Origin of the sequence: Pseudomonas cichorii, assembly GCF_019719005.1 — a bacterium.
Classification (GTDB): domain Bacteria; phylum Pseudomonadota; class Gammaproteobacteria; order Pseudomonadales; family Pseudomonadaceae; genus Aquipseudomonas; species Aquipseudomonas cichorii_E.
Map to the genome: position 1 here is coordinate 67,022 of NZ_JAIGPJ010000027.1, position 17,117 is coordinate 84,138.

Genomic DNA, 17,117 nt, shown 5'->3' on the forward strand with positions numbered 1-17,117 from the left:
CCATTTTCGTACAGCGTGTGGCGCCCTAAAGAACAAGCAAAAAGGATTGAGATATGAACAGCACCGAGCAGCCGTCCCTGCCGGACACAGGCCTCGATACGCCACCGACCAGTGCCGAGGGCCTGCTGCGGCTGATCACCAATGAATATGACGGCCTGCCACGTCAGCTCAAGCGTATCGCCAGCTACATGAGCCAGCAGAGCGACCGGATCATGGTCGATCGCATCAGCGATATCGCCCGGGAATGCGAAGTTCATCCTTCAGCCATCGTGCGCTTTTCCCAGCGCTTCGGCTTCAGCGGTTTCAGTGAAATGCAGGCGCTGTTCCGCGAGGCCTATACCCACAAGACCACGCCGGTACAGAACTACCAGCAACGCATCCGCAACATGATCGCCAACAAGTCCCAGAAAGCCCGCGGCGGCGATCTGGCTCGCGAATGCGTGAATGCCACCTTGTCGGGCCTGGAGCGACTGGGCGCGGACCTGGACGACGACGAATTCGAGAAAGCCGTGGACCTGGTGGTCAACGCTGACAATATCTACGTGGTGGGCGTGCGCCGCTCCTTCGCCGTGGCCGATTATCTGGTCTATAACCTGCAACACACCAACAAGCGCATCCACCTGATTTCGGGCCTTGGCGGCAGTTATCGGGAACAGATGCGCAGCGTGCGGGCCAATGACCTGGTCATTGCCATCAGCTTCACGCCCTACGGCAAGGAAACCCAGCATTGCCTGCGCATCGCCCAGCACAATCAGGCCAAGACCCTGATCATCACCGACAGCAACCTTTCGCCATTGGCCAAACGAGCCAATTCGGTGCTGCTGGTCAATGAAGGCAGTTCGTTCGCCTTCCGCTCCTTGAGCGCCACACTGTGCCTGTGCCAGGCACTGTTCATTGCCGTGGCCTATCGCCTGGAATTGAAGGTGGATGAAATTCATGAACAGGCGGGGTTCGAGGACTGAGGCACTCTTTCATGGCGCAGCCTTTAGAGGGAGGCTGCCGGTTATTTGATTGGCGTCAAAAAACCATGAAACCATTCATTTGAATAAAACTTTCAAGTGATCCAATACAAAACAATGTTCGTATTAGCTACAAAGTTGAACATCATTATCATCTGGATGTTTTTTTCATAATCCGTTGTACAAACGCCCGAAGTGCCACCTATAGTGCCATCATCGCAGAAGGATACGCACGAGTGCCCTACGCACCGCAGGCCGAAGGACGGGAACCCTCATTGCAACTTCCTCCTGAGCCACGCCGCCATGCTATTTAATTCAAACAAAAAAGAATTAATTGCCCTCCAGCAGACCATTGACCAACAAGCCTGGCTATTAAAAGCACTTGATCGCTCGATGGCCATTATCGAGTTCGATCTCAATGGTGTTGTGCTGACAGTCAATGACAACTTCCTGAAAACCATGCATTACCGTCGCGAAGACGTGCTGGGCAAGGAGCACCGCAAATTCTGCCCGCCCGAATACGCCCGCAGTCCGGAATACAGCCAGTTGTGGAATCGCCTGAGAGCCGGAGAGTTTGTCTCCTCGACTTTCCGTCGTGTAGCCGGCAATGGCGAGACGGTATGGCTTGAAGCCAGTTATAACCCGATCAAGGATGAGTCGGGCAAGACCGTGAAAATCGTCAAGTACGCGCTGGACATCACCGCCAAGGTGCAGGCCGACAGCGAAGCGAAAAACAAGCTGCAGGCCCTTGACCGTGCCATGGCTGTGATCGAGTTCGATCTGGAAGGCCGGATCCTGTGTGCCAACAGCAACCTGACGAACCTGATGGGCTACAGCGAAAAAGACTTGATCGGCAAGAGCCACAAGCTGTTGTGCCCGCCGGAAATCACCAACAGCAGCGAATATGCCGACTTCTGGAAACGCCTGAACAAGGGCGAGTTCTTCAGCGGCCAGTTCAAACGTGTCAACCGCCATGGGCAGACTCTGTGGCTGGAAGCCAGTTACAACCCCGTATACGACACGGACGGGAAGCTGTGGAAAATCATCAAATTCGCCTCGGACATCACTGCACGAGTCGAAAAACATGAGCGCGATACCGACAGTGCTGCCCAGGCCTATCACATCTCGGTACAAACCCGGAAAGTCACCGAACAAGGCACCCAAGTGATTCAGCAGGCCGCGACCGAAATGCGCCAGATCTCGGTGAATATCGAGGATTCGTCACGCATCGTTACCCAACTGGGCGAACGTTCGGAGCAGATCACCACCATCGTCAACACCATTCGCAGTATTGCGGAGCAGACCAACCTGCTGGCGCTGAACGCGGCCATCGAAGCGGCTCGTGCCGGTGATCAGGGTCGCGGTTTTGCGGTGGTGGCCGATGAAGTTCGCCAACTGGCCGGACGCACCAGCCGCTCCACGGCCGAAATATCGGAGATGATCGGCGTGATCCAGAACGAAACCCGCCAGGCCATCGACAGCATGGAGAACACCCGCAACAACGCCGTCAAGGGTGTAGATCTGGCCGATCAGGCCGGCTCGGTGATCGTCCAGATCAGCGAAGGCACCAGCCATGCGGTCGATGCCGTGAAAATGTTTGCGCGCCAGGGCGTGTAATTTGTAGGAGCGGATTTATCCGCGATACGCCACTGAATGCGGTATATCTCATCGCATGTACGGGCCTGTCGCGAATGAATTCGCTCCTTTTTCACATGCGTTTCTGATTCTTTGCGCTGAGCTTCTTGGCCTTTTTCTCCAGCACCACATACACCAGCAGAGCAATCAGCAGAGGCAACAGGAAGTAAATGGCCCGGTAGCCGATCAGTCCGGCCAGCAGGCTGCCTTTGGAAAACTCATTGGCCAACAAGGTGATGAACACGGTTTCCAGCACCCCGAGACCTGCCGGAATGTGGGTAATGACACCTGCAATACTGCTGATCAACAGCACACCCAATATCGCCGGATAGAACGCGTTATCCGGCAGCAGGGTGTAAATCACCATCGCCATCAACGACCAGTTCAAGGCCCCGAGACCGGCCTGCATCAACGCCTGCCCGAGGGAAGGCAGAACGATTTCCTGCCCTCGCAGATTCCAGGAGCGCCGTTTGGAAAAGCGACACGCCAGCAGGTAGGAAAAGCACAGCACCAGCAGAGCCACACCGATCAGTTGCAAGGACGTCGTACCGACCTCCCAGGCCTTGGGCAGCTTTGGAAAGCCCATCGAGAACACGGCTCCCGCCAGCAACATGTAGCCCAGCCAGTTGGTGATCAGGCTGAAGCTCAGAATTCGGGTAATGGTCGGCACATCCAGCCCAAGCCGGGAATACAGGCGATAGCGCAAGGCAATCCCGCCCACCCAGGAACTCAGATTGAGGTTGAAGGCGTAGCAGACGAACGTCACCGGTACGATCTGCTGTATCGACAGCTTATGGCCCGTGTAATAACGCGCCAGGATGTCGAACCCGCAATACGTCAGGTAACTGACCAGCGCTACCAGTACCGCAATACTCAGGGTACTGAGTTTGTAGGACTGCAAGGCATGGCTGACTTCCTGCCAGTCGAGGTTCTTGACCAGCATGAACAGCAACACCGGCACGGCGATGAAGAAAAACAGGTTCAAGCCACGCTTGGCCCACTTCCAGCGGGTCCCGTGGCCATTATCGGCTGATGCCTGGGCGACCTGAGTCATGACGATTGCTCCCTGTCTCGTAAATCCTGATGAGCCTGCTGCTCGATGACACGCGCCTCGGGCATCACATCCCCTGCCCTGATGGGCTTGAGGCGCATACCGTGAACCGGAAACAACCCGGCGATGGCCGGAAAATGCCGCAGGAAGTGGAAGCACAGGAAAATCATCGGCGCACGCCACCACTGACCACGGGCCGCGCCCTTGAGATTGATCTGGGTGCTATGTGCAGCAGCGAGTTCGCACAGATGCTCATGCAGGCGCTGGTTGAGGTCCTGGTCACGAATGAACAGGTTGGCCTCAAGATTCAGCGCCAGACTGAGCGGGTCCAGATTGCTGGAGCCGATGGTGGACCACTCCCGATCGATCAGCGCGACCTTGCCGTGCAATGCCCGTTGCTTGTATTCGTGAATCACCACGCCATCACGCAGCAGGTAGGTATACGTCAGCCGTGAACAGACCCGCACGAACGGCATGTCGGGCTGCCCCTGCAGAATCAGCGTGACCTTCACCCCGCGTCTTGACGCATTGCGCAGCTCGCGCAGGAAGCGATAGCTGGGGAAAAAGTAGGCGTTGGCGATGGTGATTCGCTGGGTCGCGCCCCGAATCGCTTTGAGGTATTGCTCCTCAATATCGGTGGTGTGATTGGTGTTGTCGCGTTCGGCCAGCATCATCCGGGCACTGCCGGCGTATTTCAGTTTCAGGGGAATCTGCTTCAGCGTTGCGCGCACTGTCGGGTTGAGCATGTGCAGCGCACTGCGATGGATATCGGCGAGGATCGGGCCACGGACCAGCACGGCATAGTCCTGCTTGGCGGTGAGCCCGGTATCGGTCATGTGATCGACGCTGTAGTTGATACCGCCAATGAAACCCAGTTCACCGTCGATCACCACCACCTTGCGATGCAAGCGCCGGAACAGATTGGTGCGCATCCCTATGAAACGCGGGCGCGGATCGAACAGCTGGATCTGGATACCCGCCTCGATCATTGCTTTGACGAACCCGGAACTCAGGTCCGAAGTGCCATAGTCGTCCACTGTGACGACGACCCGCGCACCATTGTTCGCCGCCTCGATCAGAGCCTCCTGCAAACCCTTGCCGATGCGGTCCTCGAAAATGATGAAGGTCTCGACCAGCACTTCCTTGCGGGCGGCACGAATGCACTCGAAGACCCGGGAAAAGAAATCTTCGCCGTTGATCAACAGCTCCACGCAATTACCATCGCGCCACTGCTCCTGCTGCTCCCTGGCATTGCTGCTCATAACGTTACCTCCACCGCCAAGGGTGCATGATCGGAAAGATGGGACCAGGGCCGGTTGGACAGCACTCTGGGCTTGTGGGTGGTCGCGTTGCGTACGTAAATCCGATCCAGCCTCAGCAGGGGCCAGCGGGCCGGAAAGCTCTTGGCCGGCGCGCCGAAACGCTCGACGAAGACCTCATGCAGCCCGGTGCCTTGCAACAACGCATCGGCGCGCTGACGCCAATCGTTGAAATCCCCGGCAACAATCACCGGCACACCGGCCGGCAAACGCTCCATCAACCCGGCCAGCAGCTTGAGCTGTTGTTGCCGGTGGCTCTCGAACAACCCCAGATGCACACAGACCGCATGTACATGCCCGTAATGCGGGACCTCGAGGATGCAGTGCAATAACCCGCGCTCTTCAGTGCCGTGAATGGAGATATCGAGGTTTTCATGCTGGACGATGGGGTACTTGGACAGCAGCGCGTTGCCGTGATCCCCTTCCGGGTACACCGCGTTGCGCCCATAGGCAAAGTCCTTCCACATGCTGTCGGCCAGAAACTCATACTGCGAAATCGTCGGCCAGTCCTTGATGCGCCGGGCATGACTCTGGTGCTCGCCATGGACTTCCTGCAGGAACACGATATCGGCGGACACACTCCGTACTGCCTCGCGCAGCTCCGGCAGAATGAAACGACGGTTGAAGATGCCGAAACCCATATGCATGTTCATGGTCAGCACGTTCAATGAAATGTTCGCTGATACCGGCGTGATGTTGCCCAAGGGGGGATTGGCACTGGTCAAGGCTCGCTCCTTCACGACATTCAAGTCATATGAAGCCTTGGGGATGTACAGGTTCCGTCGCTTGTCAAACTCGTGATCGCCTTGCCGCTGGTCATCTACGCTGGAACTTCACGCAGGCGGCACGCTTCACACTGGCTCATGAACGCTTCAAGGCATGAGGTTTGCTTTATGACGTAACAATTGCAAAAGTGTCAGGAAGCACTCTTTTGAAGCTATCCTCACTCAAAGCGATGCAAAGCGCGATGCACAGCAGGCTTTAGATCAACATGACAAGGTTCAAAAACGTGGATTTACCGTCGTCTGCACGCTACACCTGTCGGGCCAGATGGTTGCATTGGATCATGGCCATCCTGATTGTGCTGGCTTATGCCTTGATTCTCAGCCGTACCCAGTTCAGCAGGGGATCGGAATACCGAACCTTCGTCGTGCAAAGCCACTTCTGGGTCGGCATCGCGATATTGACCCTGGCCTTCTTTCGCGTGGCAGAACGCCGTCGCCATCGACCGCCGGGGATTACCCCGCCTCTGGAAGGCGCGCTGCGCCTTGCGGCGACCGTGTCGCACTATGCCCTGTATGCCTTCCTGTTCGCCCAGCCAGTGCTCGGGCTGCTCACGGTCATGGTTGAAAAAGGCGCCTTGCCGATTCCGCTGACTGAACTGCAGATTCCCTGGCCCTTCCCCACTTCGGGGCGTGTAGCCGAACGGTTCGAGGACCTGCACAAGCTGCTGGCCTCGATCTTCTATTACGTGATCGGCCTGCATGCAGCGGCTGCGATCTGGCATCACTTCGTGCGCAAGGACAATACGCTCAAGCGGATGCTGTGATCGGACTGCGAGGGAGCGACTGGAGGACCGACTTCAGTCGCGAAAAGACCGCAAACAAAGCGGCGTATTGGTCTGTATGATTGCCAGTGTTCATTCTCATGGCTCAAGGACATCCCCATGCGCACCCGGCTATTGACTGCTCTGGCCCTTGCTGTCGGCTCTGTTTTCTGCACTCAGGCCCAGGCCAGCGGCGATGATTCCTGCTACCCGAACTGGACGATCCTCAAGGAGCGTCTGGACATCTGTAGCAACCTGGCTTTCCTCAGTCCCGGTAACGACAGCCAGGTCAATCTGCGCCTGTTGCTGGCCGATCAGGGTGCGCTGGCGATACAACCCCATGCACTGAACAACGACGATCTGGCGCAGGGTTATGGCCCGGTGCCTTTTCCTCTTTATCGTCTGGCGGCAATCAAAACTCAGGACGAAGCTGAATCTCCAGAGCAACCTGTCAATACGGCCTTGAGCCCGTTGCTGGAAAAACTGGGCATCAAGCACGAAGTCACCGAAACCGCTGGCGATGCATTCCTGCAAGGAGAAGGCAGTCGCTGTCGCAGCAATGGCCAGGCAAGCGCCACTGCCTTTATAGGGCAGTTGATTGCCAGCCCCGAACTGAGCGACACCGAGCGCCGCGCACTGGCCTATGCCCGCCTGCAATTGCTGACCGTGTGCGGCTGGGACGCCAGCCAGCAGGCCAGCATGCTCCCCGCTGATCTGAAGTCTGCCACCGGCAAGGCGTTCGCCACTTATCTGCAAGCCGCCAGCGACTTTTACAGCGGTCGTTTCGCCGATGCGGCAAAAGGCTTTGCGGCCCTTGCCGACAGCACACAGCCCTGGCTCAAACAGACCGCGCTGTACATGAGCGCACGCACCGCGCTGAACGATGCTCAGCAAAACGCCTTCAATGAATACGGCGAACGCTCTGCCGAGCAACTGGACAAGGCTGCGCTGCAACGGGCCGAAAGCGGTTTCGAGCGTTATGTGCAGGTTTATCCTCAAGGCGAGTACACCGCTTCGGCTCAAGGCTTGTTGCGGCGCGTTCACTGGCTGGCCAATGACGCCGACAAGCTAGCCAGGGATTTCGCCCTGCAACTGACGCAAACCAGCGATGCGCAGCGCAATGTTTCTCTGGATGATCTGGTCAGCGAGGTGGATACCAAGCTGCTGACGGTCAACCGGCAAGCTGTGCAGACACCCTTGCTGATGGCCATCAATGACCTGATGTGGATGCGGGAAAAGTCGACGCCTCAATTGACCGAAGCCGACCTGCAGGCGCAGAAAGCGATCTTTGCCGAACAACCTGCCCTGTATGAATACTTGCAGGCCGCATTTGCCTTCTATGTCCAAGACAACCCGGCAAAAGCCCTGACACTGCTGCCAGATGAGCCACCGGCCACTCTCGACTATTTGAGCTTCAGCCAGCAGATGCTGCGCGGCCTGGCACTGCAAGCCCGACAGGACTGGAAAGCCGCCCAGGCCTTGTGGGAACACCTGTTGCCGCTGGCCAGGCAACCACTGCAACGGGAGCAACTGGAACTGGCCCTGGCCATGAGTTATGAACGGGATGAACAACTGGCCCGGGTCTTTGCGACAGACTCGCCGATTCAGTCACAACAGGTTCGCTACACCCTGCTCAGGCATGTGGCCGATGCCGACTTGCTGCGTCAGCAAACCACTCAAGGCCCCGATGCCACGGAACGCAACACCGCGCTGTTCGTCCTGCTCTACAAAGACCTGCTGCGCAGCCGCTATGCCGATTTTGCCGAGGACTTCAAGCGATTGCCTGCCACGCTTCCCGACGAGAAGCTGGGTTACAGCCTGGGCTATGTGTATGAAAAGGGACCGGAACTCGCCCTCTTCCACTGGCAAGGCGACAAGGCCCAGTCCGGCTACACCTGCCCGAGCATTGCCCAGACAGCCGCGGTCTTGCAGGCTGACAACAAGAACCCGCAAGGCCTCAACTGCCTGGGCGAATTCATGCTGCGCAACCAGCTGGACAGCATGCCACTTGACCAGAAGCGTCACGCCGACAGCCTGGGCGGCACTGCACCGGGATTTGCCGGTGAGGTCTTCTCCCGGCTCGAAGGTTACAAGCTGGTCATCGCCAACCCCAAGGCGGCCCGTGACGACAAGGCTTACGCGCTGTTTCGCGCCATCAATTGCTACGCACCTTCGGGCTATAACAGTTGCAACGGCAAGGATGTCGCTCCCGCCGTACGCAAGGCCTGGTTCAAACAGTTGAAAGGCGAGTTCGCCGATACCCGCTGGAGCAAATCGCTGCAGTATTACTGGTAACTTGCGATGAGTGTCTGGCGTTGCCTGCCGCTGCTCTGGCTGCTGGGTCCGCTGAATGCCTGGGCAGCGGTGGACGCCTCGGATTACGACGCCTTCTGGTTATGGGGCGGCGTCAACTCGCAACCGGTGCTGGCGCAGGCCCGAACGCTGTACGTGTTACAAGGCCAGATCAGCACCTCGCACCGGGACCCGCAGCAGCGGGTCAACTTCATCGCCCAGGGCATGCCCGTTACCCGACTGCCTCAGGAACAGCTCTGGGTGGTGTATCGCGCTCACACCCTGCGCTGGCCCGAGTCGGTCTACCGCCAGTTGCTCGGCCAGGTCGAACGCTGGCGACAGGCAGGCAATACCCTGGTCGGCATCCAGATCGATTTCGATGCCCGCACCCGCTACCTGAATGAATACGTCGACTTCCTGCGCGACCTGCGCCGCCGTCTGCCACCTGAATACCGCCTGAGCATCACCGGCCTCATGGACTGGAGCAGCAACGCCGACGCCAGCACCATCGGCGACCTCAAAGGCGTGATCGACGAAGTGGTGGTGCAAACCTATCAGGGCCGCCACAGCATCCCTGACTACGCCGCCTACCTGCCCCGCATGAACCGCCTAGGCCTGCCCTTCAAGATCGGCCTGATACAGGGCGGCGAATGGCAAGCGCCCGGGTATCTGCAGGACAACGAGTGGTTCAGGGGGTATGTGGTTTTCTTGCAGAATCGGTAGCGCGGCAACTCCTGCAAGGTCCGGGTTGGGGGACTACGCTGAAACATCCCACTCCCACGTTGCACTCGCTCAGGAGAACATCATGACTCAACACCCAAGCCTCGCCGGTAAAGTCGCACTCGTTCAGGGCGGCTCACGCGGTATCGGTGCCGCCATTGTCAGGCGCCTGGCCAAGGAAGGCGCGGCCGTTGCCTTTACTTACGTCAATTCCGAAGTCAATGCACTTGACCTGCAGGACAGCATCAATGCCAACGGCAACAAGGCACTGGCCATCCGTGCCGACAGCGCTGATGCCAACGCCATTCGGCATGCCGTACAGACCACCGCCGAAACCTTCGGGGGCCTGGATATTCTGGTCAACAATGCGGGCGTGCTGGCCGTAGGCTCGCTGGATGAATTCAGCCTGGAAGACTTCGACAGAATCCTGGCTATCAACGTGCGCGGCGTGTTCATCGCCACCCAGGAAGCTGCCCGCCATATGAACGAAGGTGGCCGCATCATCAATATCGGCAGCACCAATGCCGACCGCATGCCCTTCGCAGGCGGCGCACCCTATGCCATGAGCAAATCGGCACTGGTCGGCCTGACCAAAGGCCTGGCCCGTGACCTCGGCCCGCAGGGCATTACCGTCAATAACGTGCAGCCAGGCCCGGTGGATACCGACATGAACCCGGCCCATGGCGAGTTCGCCGAAAGCCTGATGGGTTTCATGGCCATCCCGCGTTATGGCAAGAGTGAAGAAATCGCCAGTTTCGTGGCCTACCTCGCAGGTCCAGAAACGGGCTATATAACTGGCGCGAGCCTGACCATCGACGGCGGCTTCAGCGCCTGATCCGCTCCACAGTACGCCCCGAGCCCGGCAAGGAAGCCGGGAACGCCCCCCCAAAGCTGCACTTTTTGCTTAAGCGCATGAAAATTCTGAAAAAAAGTTTGCGTTCAGAAAACGTTTCGAATACATTAGCGCGCCTCGGCAGACACAACAGTCTGAAGAGATACGGTGAAGTGTCCGAGTGGCTTAAGGAGCACGCCTGGAAAGTGTGTATACAAGAAATTGTATCGAGAGTTCGAATCTCTCCTTCACCGCCAAATTAGAAAAACGCGAAGCCCCTGAATTCACAGAATCTCAGGGGCTTCGTGGTTTTCGGCGTTTGAAAAATGCCCATGGGACGTACATGAAAAAAACCGTGCTACTGATACTGGCCCTGCTGCTCCAGACTACCGCCCAGGCCGCTGGCGATGCAGAAGCAGGCAAGGCGGTCTTTACCCGACTCTGCTCCGGCTGCCACAAGATCGGCCCCTCGGCCCGCAGCGCATTCGGCCCGCCTCTCAACGGCATCATCGACCGCCAGGCCGCGCAATACCCCGACTACAAGTACACCCCCGAGATGCAGGCTTCCGGCATCGTCTGGACACGCGAAAAGCTCAGCGCCTTCATCAAGGACCCCAGCGAAATGGTACCCGGCACCCGCATGAAACTCTGGTGGATGGGTAACGACCAGCGCATGGAAGACCTGCTGGAGTATCTGGATGCAAATAAATAACTTCCTGCCGAGCCCTTACTTTTCCGGATTGTAAGGCGGGTAATCATCCTGGGTGCCCTTCTCTTTCGCCGGCGTCTTCGCAGGCTTCACAGGGTCCATTTGCGGATCCTCGGCATCGGGAGATTCCGTGTTGAAATCCGGGTCGTCTGAGTTTCCAGCCTTCGATTTATCGCCTGTCATTGCGTACCTCCAGTCAGATCGGTTTGAGTCTGATACCTGCACGTCAGAAAACCTCAGATCACAAGAGTGCGACACAACAGACCAGCGGTAGCCGCAACCTTTTGCAAATGCTAGCCTTGCGCCCTCAACGGAGAGACTTCATGAAATGGCCTTCACTGGCGCTGGCAGCCGCCGCGCTGAACTTCACCGGCACTGCCCACAGCGAAATCTTCAAATGCACCTCACCTGAAGGCCATGTGAGCTTCGCATCCATCCCGTGCGCTGAAGGCGACGTAAACAGCTCCCTGCAAAGACAAGGCCCGCCCAAAATGCTGCGCCAGGGCGAACCCGTAGACCACGCCCACAAGGTCAACCTCAAAGCAACCGAATACCTGAAAGTCAGCGGCCGGGCGAAAGTCACCGTCTACGAGACAGAAAGCTACAAGCAATACCAGCGAGACAGACCACCGCCACCGACTGCGGTATCGCAGTGCAAGAGCCCGCGCTATGACAGTCAGTGCTTTGATCCGTCGGGTGGGTATTCGTCGAATAAGGTGGGGAAATGAGCGGGGATCGATAAAAGGGATGTAGTTATATCGTCCCTTTTATCTGATGGATTGTTAGCGTTTTACCTGGGGAATAATGAGCGGCACATAGACAGGGCTGGCAGGCGCTGGCGGCTTGACCATCGCCATTGTATTAATATAAAAATTTCAATCTCTCTAACAATCGACAAGCAAGACATACAACACAGTATCATTGACATGCATATCTAGCTCATGACGCTTATAAATCAATCACTCCAATCAACACTAAAATCGGCTAATTGAACCTGAAGCCCCCCCTCAAATTCAAACCAATAATCGCCCCCCTGAACATTATTTTTCTTTAGATATAAATAATAACCACCAGTTTCACCCTCACGATCATCATCAATGAAAATACTCCAACCAGAATACTCACCACCTACAACCACCCCCTCTCTAACCAAAGACATACCAACTCCTAATATCTATATGTGACACTCTTGGAGCACGGATTCCTGATAGAGACCCTGAGCCGCCTCGAAACTCCCTAGTGCCATTCACGCTATGAAAAACACCAGAGCTAGGCTTACCAATTTCTTTATACTAAGGACCTAGATATTTCTGCCCAGCTAATAATACCTCATATGTTGTCAGCGTCACCTCGATGTTCCAAGGGATTCCGCATGAGCTTAATCTGTCGCCTTAAAGACATGTTTTTCTAGGTTAGCGGGCGGGAATTGACTGGGGAGAATACGTGAAGACATATCTCTACGAAGAATATTTAAAATAAATCTACGCATCCACAACTACAACTTTCCTCCTCGCCCTGATCCGAACTGTGAATGGCAACTTTCCATGAGTCCGGATTCCCATCAACCAGCCAGACAAAAGTCTCTCCGTTGTCCGTTACCGCCCAGGGAAGAAAAGAGCCCTGTTCAGGATAAGCGGGCCTAAAGTAGTCAGATGGAAACTCCTGTCGCATGGAAGCATAAGCCTCTTGAAAGTACTTACTTTTTTCAAAGCTCAAATTACGATTAACAGAAAAATGGTTCAAAACCCACAAAAAACCATCAATCTGACCACCACCATAAATCGATATAAATTCCTTAAAATCTTGCGGCACGCGCAGTTTTTCTTCAGTTTCAAATTTCACCCACGCGGCACTGTCGAGGCCATATCGCGACGGTGGCGGAAGAATATTAATTAGCTCATCCATCATTCTCACTTAACTCCACTGACATTCGGAATTGACAAATCAAGAGTAGAACCTCCCGAACCACGAGCCGTCAACGTAACACTCGTCGGCATGGGATTGGAAGCTGTGCAAACTGGAATCGCCCTATAACTGACTGTCTCTCCTGACATCACCGCGGCCTTAACCTGACGCTCGAATGAACCCATATTAGGATTAAAAAATTGAGAACCCCATAAAAATTAAAGCTTTAAATTTTTACTCATACGCCCCTACACAACCGTATTTACACCAAGCCACTTGCAGAAAATCGCATATACAAAACCCTACGCTTCCTCCTCACTATCAAGCACTGCAAGTTCAACAGGCTTTTCACGTTCAACGTAATAAACTTTCCATCCAACACCCTCTGAGACAACACAAACACAATCACCACCTAGAACTTCGCCCAAAGAGTAACTGTTTTCGTTAACACAAACAGCAGAAAGCTCACACAGAAACTTATTTCTTTTAATTTAAAAATCCATTATTCAAATTCAGAAATACCGCCCCCGTATTTTATTTGAGGGGAGAGTGATCAAACATAAAGAGGCCCAAGTTACGCACACTGCGGTGGAGTCGATCATCCAGGTATCCAGATCAATCAGCCCTTGCTCGTTGAGCCTGATGTGCAAGCGCTTGAGCATCTGGTCAAACGTGCTTCTATTGCGCCAGTCTCGAAACCGTTGATAGACCGTTGACCAAGGGCCGAATCGCTCCGGCATATCGCGCCAGCCGGCCCCTGAGTACATCACCCAAAGTACGCCGTTGAGCATCAGGCGATCATTGCTTCGGGGCCGTCCGGTTTTCTGATCCTGGGCGATAAGATCTTCGATCATTTCCCAGGATGCATCATCGAGTTCGTAACGCTTTGCCATCAGGGTCTCCTGCCTTTGATGGCTGCGATTTTACCCGTTTCGATGTTTCAAGGGATTTCGTACAGAGCCTAGTATCCTTGAACTACACAAATAGCTGTAATAAGCTGATTCGGCTGCTCGTCCAGAGCCACCCCCCACCCCGTAATTTCAAGAGCACCATAAGCACGCTCGGTATAAAACCACTCCTCGGCCTCATCAAACTCTAAACTAGAGAATGGCAAAATATCAGATACAAGGCTTCCCAAGCCAATGCACTCTGACAAGAGCCCCTTGTAAACAAATTTATGCGCAGGTTCACCTGGAAAGCTAAAATCATAAACCTTAACCGCGAACACCCTCCCACTACGAATAAGAACAGATAATGCAGGAACTCCTTTTCTTAACACACTGACGATTTCATCATCAAAAACTGAAAAAGAATACCCGCCATTACCGTACTCATCCAGACCATATCCACTCAAACAAAGGTCTGGAGCTCCTTCAAACCTATATCGCAAAGAATTTTTATCAGTCAAATATCTCGAAAGCACAGCATCCAGATCAATAACACTAACATTCAACGGTATTCCTGCAAGTGATACACCAGGAACAATTGAAGCATCCCAAACTATAGAAAAATCTTCTATTGGCATCATTCGGAAACCCATATATTGGTGACAGGGTTGAATTTCACTTTCTGACCTTGCGGATTCAAGTATGTCGTATTTGCATCATAAATAGGCTTAGAGGGCCCTTGAAATGTAGGCCTGTAGGTCGCAGGATCAATAACCTTCGCCTTACTACCATCAACGTATGTGATTTTATAGTACTCACCCACATGCACTGATTTAACCGGTGCATCAACAGTAGATGGACTATATTGAATCTCTTTAATACCTGTTGTGCCACCCTCAACTTTGTACACCTGTGCGTTACCAGATGTTCCAGTTTTCGGCGGTACATATGTGAGCTTGGCACCATCCATCTTGAAAGACTGCTGGATATCATCAATTGATTTCCCCCAAACATTTGCCGGAGCTTCGACCATATTTCGAGGGATCCCGGCTTGCGCTGCAAGATCTTCCCGCAGTCCTACCCGTGCAATTGCAGAAGTAGCTGGCACTTCTGCTGCACCAGTAAAAGCTGAGGGCTTCGCCCCCGGAATCCCTAAGCTTCCAACAACACCCAAGGCACCAAAAGCTATATTGCCTGCGGCGTTCCAAGCATCCCCGTTGATCGCCTGTTGTGCACCATAGCTCGCTTGCAGCACACCGTTAGCCGCAGCAGCGATACGAATTGTCGCTCCTAGCGAACCAGACAGGCCGTATATAGCAGGATTGCCAATATTTGCCAACCCTTGCATATGATTATTATTAAGCAATAGCCCTTTAGCATCGTGGTATATCTGCTCATTTTGGCTTTGGTCACGCGACCAGCCAAACTGTTCCGCAAAACTAAGTTCGGCACGAATGGCATCGCTGTAAGCTATTTTAGCGTCTGATGTTCCAGCATAAGGGTAACCGTTTATTGTCGAGCCATTTCTCAGAAGGTTGGCAAGACTGGCTTGTGCCTGCTCTGAACCATACATAGCAGTCTGTTGAGCAACATACACTTGGATGTAGGCTGCCAGTTCTACTCTATCAGCTCTAGTCAAAGAGTCTGGGTTAGTCCTGTAAACCTCCAGCAAATTGTCGCTACGCTGATCTGCATTCTCAAGCGTCACCAACTTCTTAGCTGATTCTACTCGCCCTTCATTTTGGTAAGCCTCACGTGCGTTGTCACGCACCTGTCTCGCGTGGTCACTCAAAAGGTTATATTGCGTAGCGTTGTTCGCAATCCAGGCTCCCTTCTGGATCGAGCTGGCATCAGCATCCTTTTGCGAAGCAGCCGCCAATACCCCAACGATTTGAGAACTCATACTCAACAAGCTCTCATTACCGCTAACCAACGTATTCAAATGCCCCACCAAGGCTTCATTAGCTCCAGCAGCCAAAGCCCCAGTCTTGAAATCGCCTCCTGTTGCCTTGGATAGCAAACCACCGACCATGGCGTGAATGATGATCTTGGGTGGAGTTCCAGTTTCAAAGACATTGTAGGTGTAATCACCAACCGCATTGAAACTGGCTGCTGCCAAAGTATTGAACAGAGCGTTTTTCAGCGCATCGCTACCACTACTTTCCACCCCTAACGCTTTACTCAAGAGTGTCGAAGTACCAGCCTGCAATAACTGATTACCCGCAAACTGGCCTATGCCCTTCAAAGTGTCGAGCGGTACTCCAACAAGCTTTTGCGTGGCCTGATCAAAATGAGTACCGGTCAATCCATCAAAATAGGCTGACGTCAGACCAGCAGTAACACCAGAGATCAAATACCCCTTCATAGCGTCGGAAGAGGTAACATCCTTGAATACAGCACCAAGGTTTCCGCCATTATTGATAAAGCTAACGCTCGCGTTCGTTGCAGCACCAGCAGCAATAGCACCGGCTCCAGCCGACAGGAACGTGGCAGTGCTTGCACTCATGGTTCCGGCAGCAACTGCTCCTCCAGTTGCAGCTCCGACAGCTCCCATAGCCATAGGCCCCACAACTGCTGCCATTACAATTGCAATGATGATCTGCGAAGCAGGACCAAGCCCGGAGTTGCTGTACTTGAAGGACTCATGGATTTCCTTCACCTGCCGCCAATCCACGTCTCCACGCTTCTCAGCCTCTTTCAACCAGGCCAGTTGCGGGTCAGCTTGGACCATCGCATCAATGGCCTGTGTGACGGTTTGCTGGTCGACTTGCTTGATGTCGATTTTCAAGCCATTAACGGCTTTGATTGTCATCTCGCCCTTGGCAACCATCTGCGTCTGACGCAAGGTTTCATCGGTACTACCTTTACCTTTGGAGGAGGTCCAAAAGGCGTCGTTATTACTCTTGGTATGACTCTCCTGATGCAGGTCCTTCACCCCCTCAAAGGTGATGCCCCCACCACTGTCAATGGTCAGGTCATTGCCACTGGTAAGCTTCGCCACCTGGTACAACTGGTCGCCACCGCTCTCCAGCGTCAGGTCGCCGCCGGATGTGATTTCGCTGCCGACATTGCGGATATCGGTCACTTCATCGCGTTTGGTTTTCTTTTTGCCCCAACTGCCTTTGCTCTTCTTGTCGTAGAGGTAGTAGTCACTGTCCTGCGCGGCCAGGATGCTGAGGTTTTCGCCTGCCGAGAGGTTGGCGTTTTCGCCTGCGGTGATTCGGCTGGAGATGACGGCCAGGTCCTGGCCGGCGTTCAGGGC

General features: G+C 54.6%; 15 protein-coding genes, 1 tRNA gene and 3 pseudogenes. 10 read left to right on the top strand and 9 right to left on the bottom strand.

Going from position 1 to position 17,117, the window contains the following annotated elements; all coding sequences use genetic code 11:
• The first annotated feature begins 53 nt into the window (after positions 1–53).
• The 3 genes and pseudogenes from K5D32_RS18500 to K5D32_RS26335 all read left to right on the top strand — a co-directional run.
• Positions 54–962, top strand: coding sequence for a MurR/RpiR family transcriptional regulator (locus K5D32_RS18500; RefSeq protein ID WP_025259402.1), 909 nt, complete (start codon positions 54–56; stop codon positions 960–962).
• Positions 963–1,262: 300 nt separating this feature from the next.
• A pseudogene (locus K5D32_RS26330) lies at positions 1,263–2,036 on the top strand (PAS domain-containing protein); the annotation flags it as partial.
• Between the two features lie 108 nt (positions 2,037–2,144).
• Positions 2,145–2,576: pseudogene (locus K5D32_RS26335) on the top strand (methyl-accepting chemotaxis protein); the annotation flags it as partial.
• 91 nt (positions 2,577–2,667) lie between these two features.
• Here K5D32_RS26335 and K5D32_RS18510 read toward each other — a convergent pair.
• The 3 genes from K5D32_RS18510 to K5D32_RS18520 are packed head-to-tail and all read right to left on the bottom strand — an operon-like array spanning position 2,668 to position 5,689.
• On the bottom strand, positions 2,668–3,648 hold the full coding sequence (locus tag K5D32_RS18510) for a lysylphosphatidylglycerol synthase domain-containing protein (RefSeq protein WP_221578423.1): 981 nt from the start codon (positions 3,646–3,648) through the stop codon (positions 2,668–2,670).
• A complete protein-coding gene (clsB, locus tag K5D32_RS18515) occupies positions 3,645–4,907 on the bottom strand; it encodes a cardiolipin synthase ClsB (RefSeq protein WP_221601367.1) in 1,263 nt (420 codons plus the stop codon). The genes K5D32_RS18510 and clsB overlap by 4 nt, the downstream gene beginning before the upstream one ends.
• The gene (locus tag K5D32_RS18520; RefSeq protein ID WP_221578425.1) at positions 4,904–5,689 is read right to left on the bottom strand and encodes an endonuclease/exonuclease/phosphatase family protein; all 786 of its coding nucleotides are present in this window, start codon (positions 5,687–5,689) and stop codon (positions 4,904–4,906) included. The genes clsB and K5D32_RS18520 overlap by 4 nt, the downstream gene beginning before the upstream one ends.
• A gap of 284 nt (positions 5,690–5,973) precedes the next feature.
• On the opposite strand from K5D32_RS18520, the gene K5D32_RS18525 reads away from it, so the two are divergent.
• The 6 genes from K5D32_RS18525 (at position 5,974) to K5D32_RS18550 (ending at position 11,066) form a co-directional block, all read left to right on the top strand.
• Positions 5,974–6,513, top strand: a complete 540-nt coding sequence (locus K5D32_RS18525) for a cytochrome b (RefSeq protein ID WP_221601369.1) — start codon at positions 5,974–5,976, stop codon at positions 6,511–6,513.
• A 117-nt stretch (positions 6,514–6,630) separates the two neighbouring features.
• Positions 6,631–8,805 (top strand): outer membrane assembly lipoprotein YfiO, encoded by a 2,175-nt coding sequence (locus K5D32_RS18530; RefSeq protein ID WP_221601371.1) that lies wholly within the window; start codon positions 6,631–6,633, stop codon positions 8,803–8,805.
• Positions 8,806–8,811: 6 nt separating this feature from the next.
• Entirely contained in the window at positions 8,812–9,525 is a 714-nt protein-coding gene (locus K5D32_RS18535) for a DUF3142 domain-containing protein (protein ID WP_221601373.1), read from the top strand.
• 82 nt (positions 9,526–9,607) lie between these two features.
• Positions 9,608–10,357 carry a 3-oxoacyl-ACP reductase family protein gene (locus K5D32_RS18540; RefSeq protein ID WP_221601375.1) on the top strand — a complete coding sequence of 250 codons (750 nt, stop codon included), beginning with the start codon at positions 9,608–9,610 and terminating at the stop codon, positions 10,355–10,357.
• 164 nt (positions 10,358–10,521) lie between these two features.
• Positions 10,522–10,611 (top strand) — tRNA-Ser (locus K5D32_RS18545).
• 86 nt (positions 10,612–10,697) lie between these two features.
• On the top strand, positions 10,698–11,066 hold the full coding sequence (locus tag K5D32_RS18550; RefSeq protein ID WP_221578429.1) for a cytochrome c family protein: 369 nt from the start codon (positions 10,698–10,700) through the stop codon (positions 11,064–11,066).
• Positions 11,067–11,081: 15 nt separating this feature from the next.
• Here the strand turns inward: K5D32_RS18550 and K5D32_RS18555 are convergent, their stop codons facing one another.
• The gene (locus K5D32_RS18555) at positions 11,082–11,246 is read right to left on the bottom strand and encodes a DUF6021 family protein (protein WP_201020498.1); all 165 of its coding nucleotides are present in this window, start codon (positions 11,244–11,246) and stop codon (positions 11,082–11,084) included.
• Between the two features lie 140 nt (positions 11,247–11,386).
• On the opposite strand from K5D32_RS18555, the gene K5D32_RS18560 reads away from it, so the two are divergent.
• Entirely contained in the window at positions 11,387–11,791 is a 405-nt protein-coding gene (locus K5D32_RS18560) for a DUF4124 domain-containing protein (protein ID WP_221601377.1), read from the top strand.
• Between the two features lie 227 nt (positions 11,792–12,018).
• Here the strand turns inward: K5D32_RS18560 and K5D32_RS18565 are convergent, their stop codons facing one another.
• The 5 genes and pseudogenes from K5D32_RS18565 to K5D32_RS18585 form a co-directional block, all read right to left on the bottom strand.
• Positions 12,019–12,222, bottom strand: a complete 204-nt coding sequence (locus K5D32_RS18565; RefSeq protein WP_221601379.1) for a hypothetical protein — start codon at positions 12,220–12,222, stop codon at positions 12,019–12,021.
• A 311-nt stretch (positions 12,223–12,533) separates the two neighbouring features.
• Entirely contained in the window at positions 12,534–12,971 is a 438-nt protein-coding gene (locus K5D32_RS18570; RefSeq protein ID WP_221601381.1) for an SMI1/KNR4 family protein, read from the bottom strand.
• Positions 12,972–13,531: 560 nt separating this feature from the next.
• Positions 13,532–13,861: pseudogene (locus tag K5D32_RS18575) on the bottom strand (transposase); the annotation flags it as partial.
• 68 nt (positions 13,862–13,929) lie between these two features.
• The gene (locus K5D32_RS18580; RefSeq protein WP_260407448.1) at positions 13,930–14,496 is read right to left on the bottom strand and encodes a hypothetical protein; all 567 of its coding nucleotides are present in this window, start codon (positions 14,494–14,496) and stop codon (positions 13,930–13,932) included.
• Positions 14,493–17,117, bottom strand: a 2,625-nt coding sequence (locus tag K5D32_RS18585; RefSeq protein ID WP_260407449.1) for a DUF637 domain-containing protein, incomplete at its 5' end; no start/stop codon positions are given. The genes K5D32_RS18585 and K5D32_RS18580, both read right to left, overlap by 4 nt.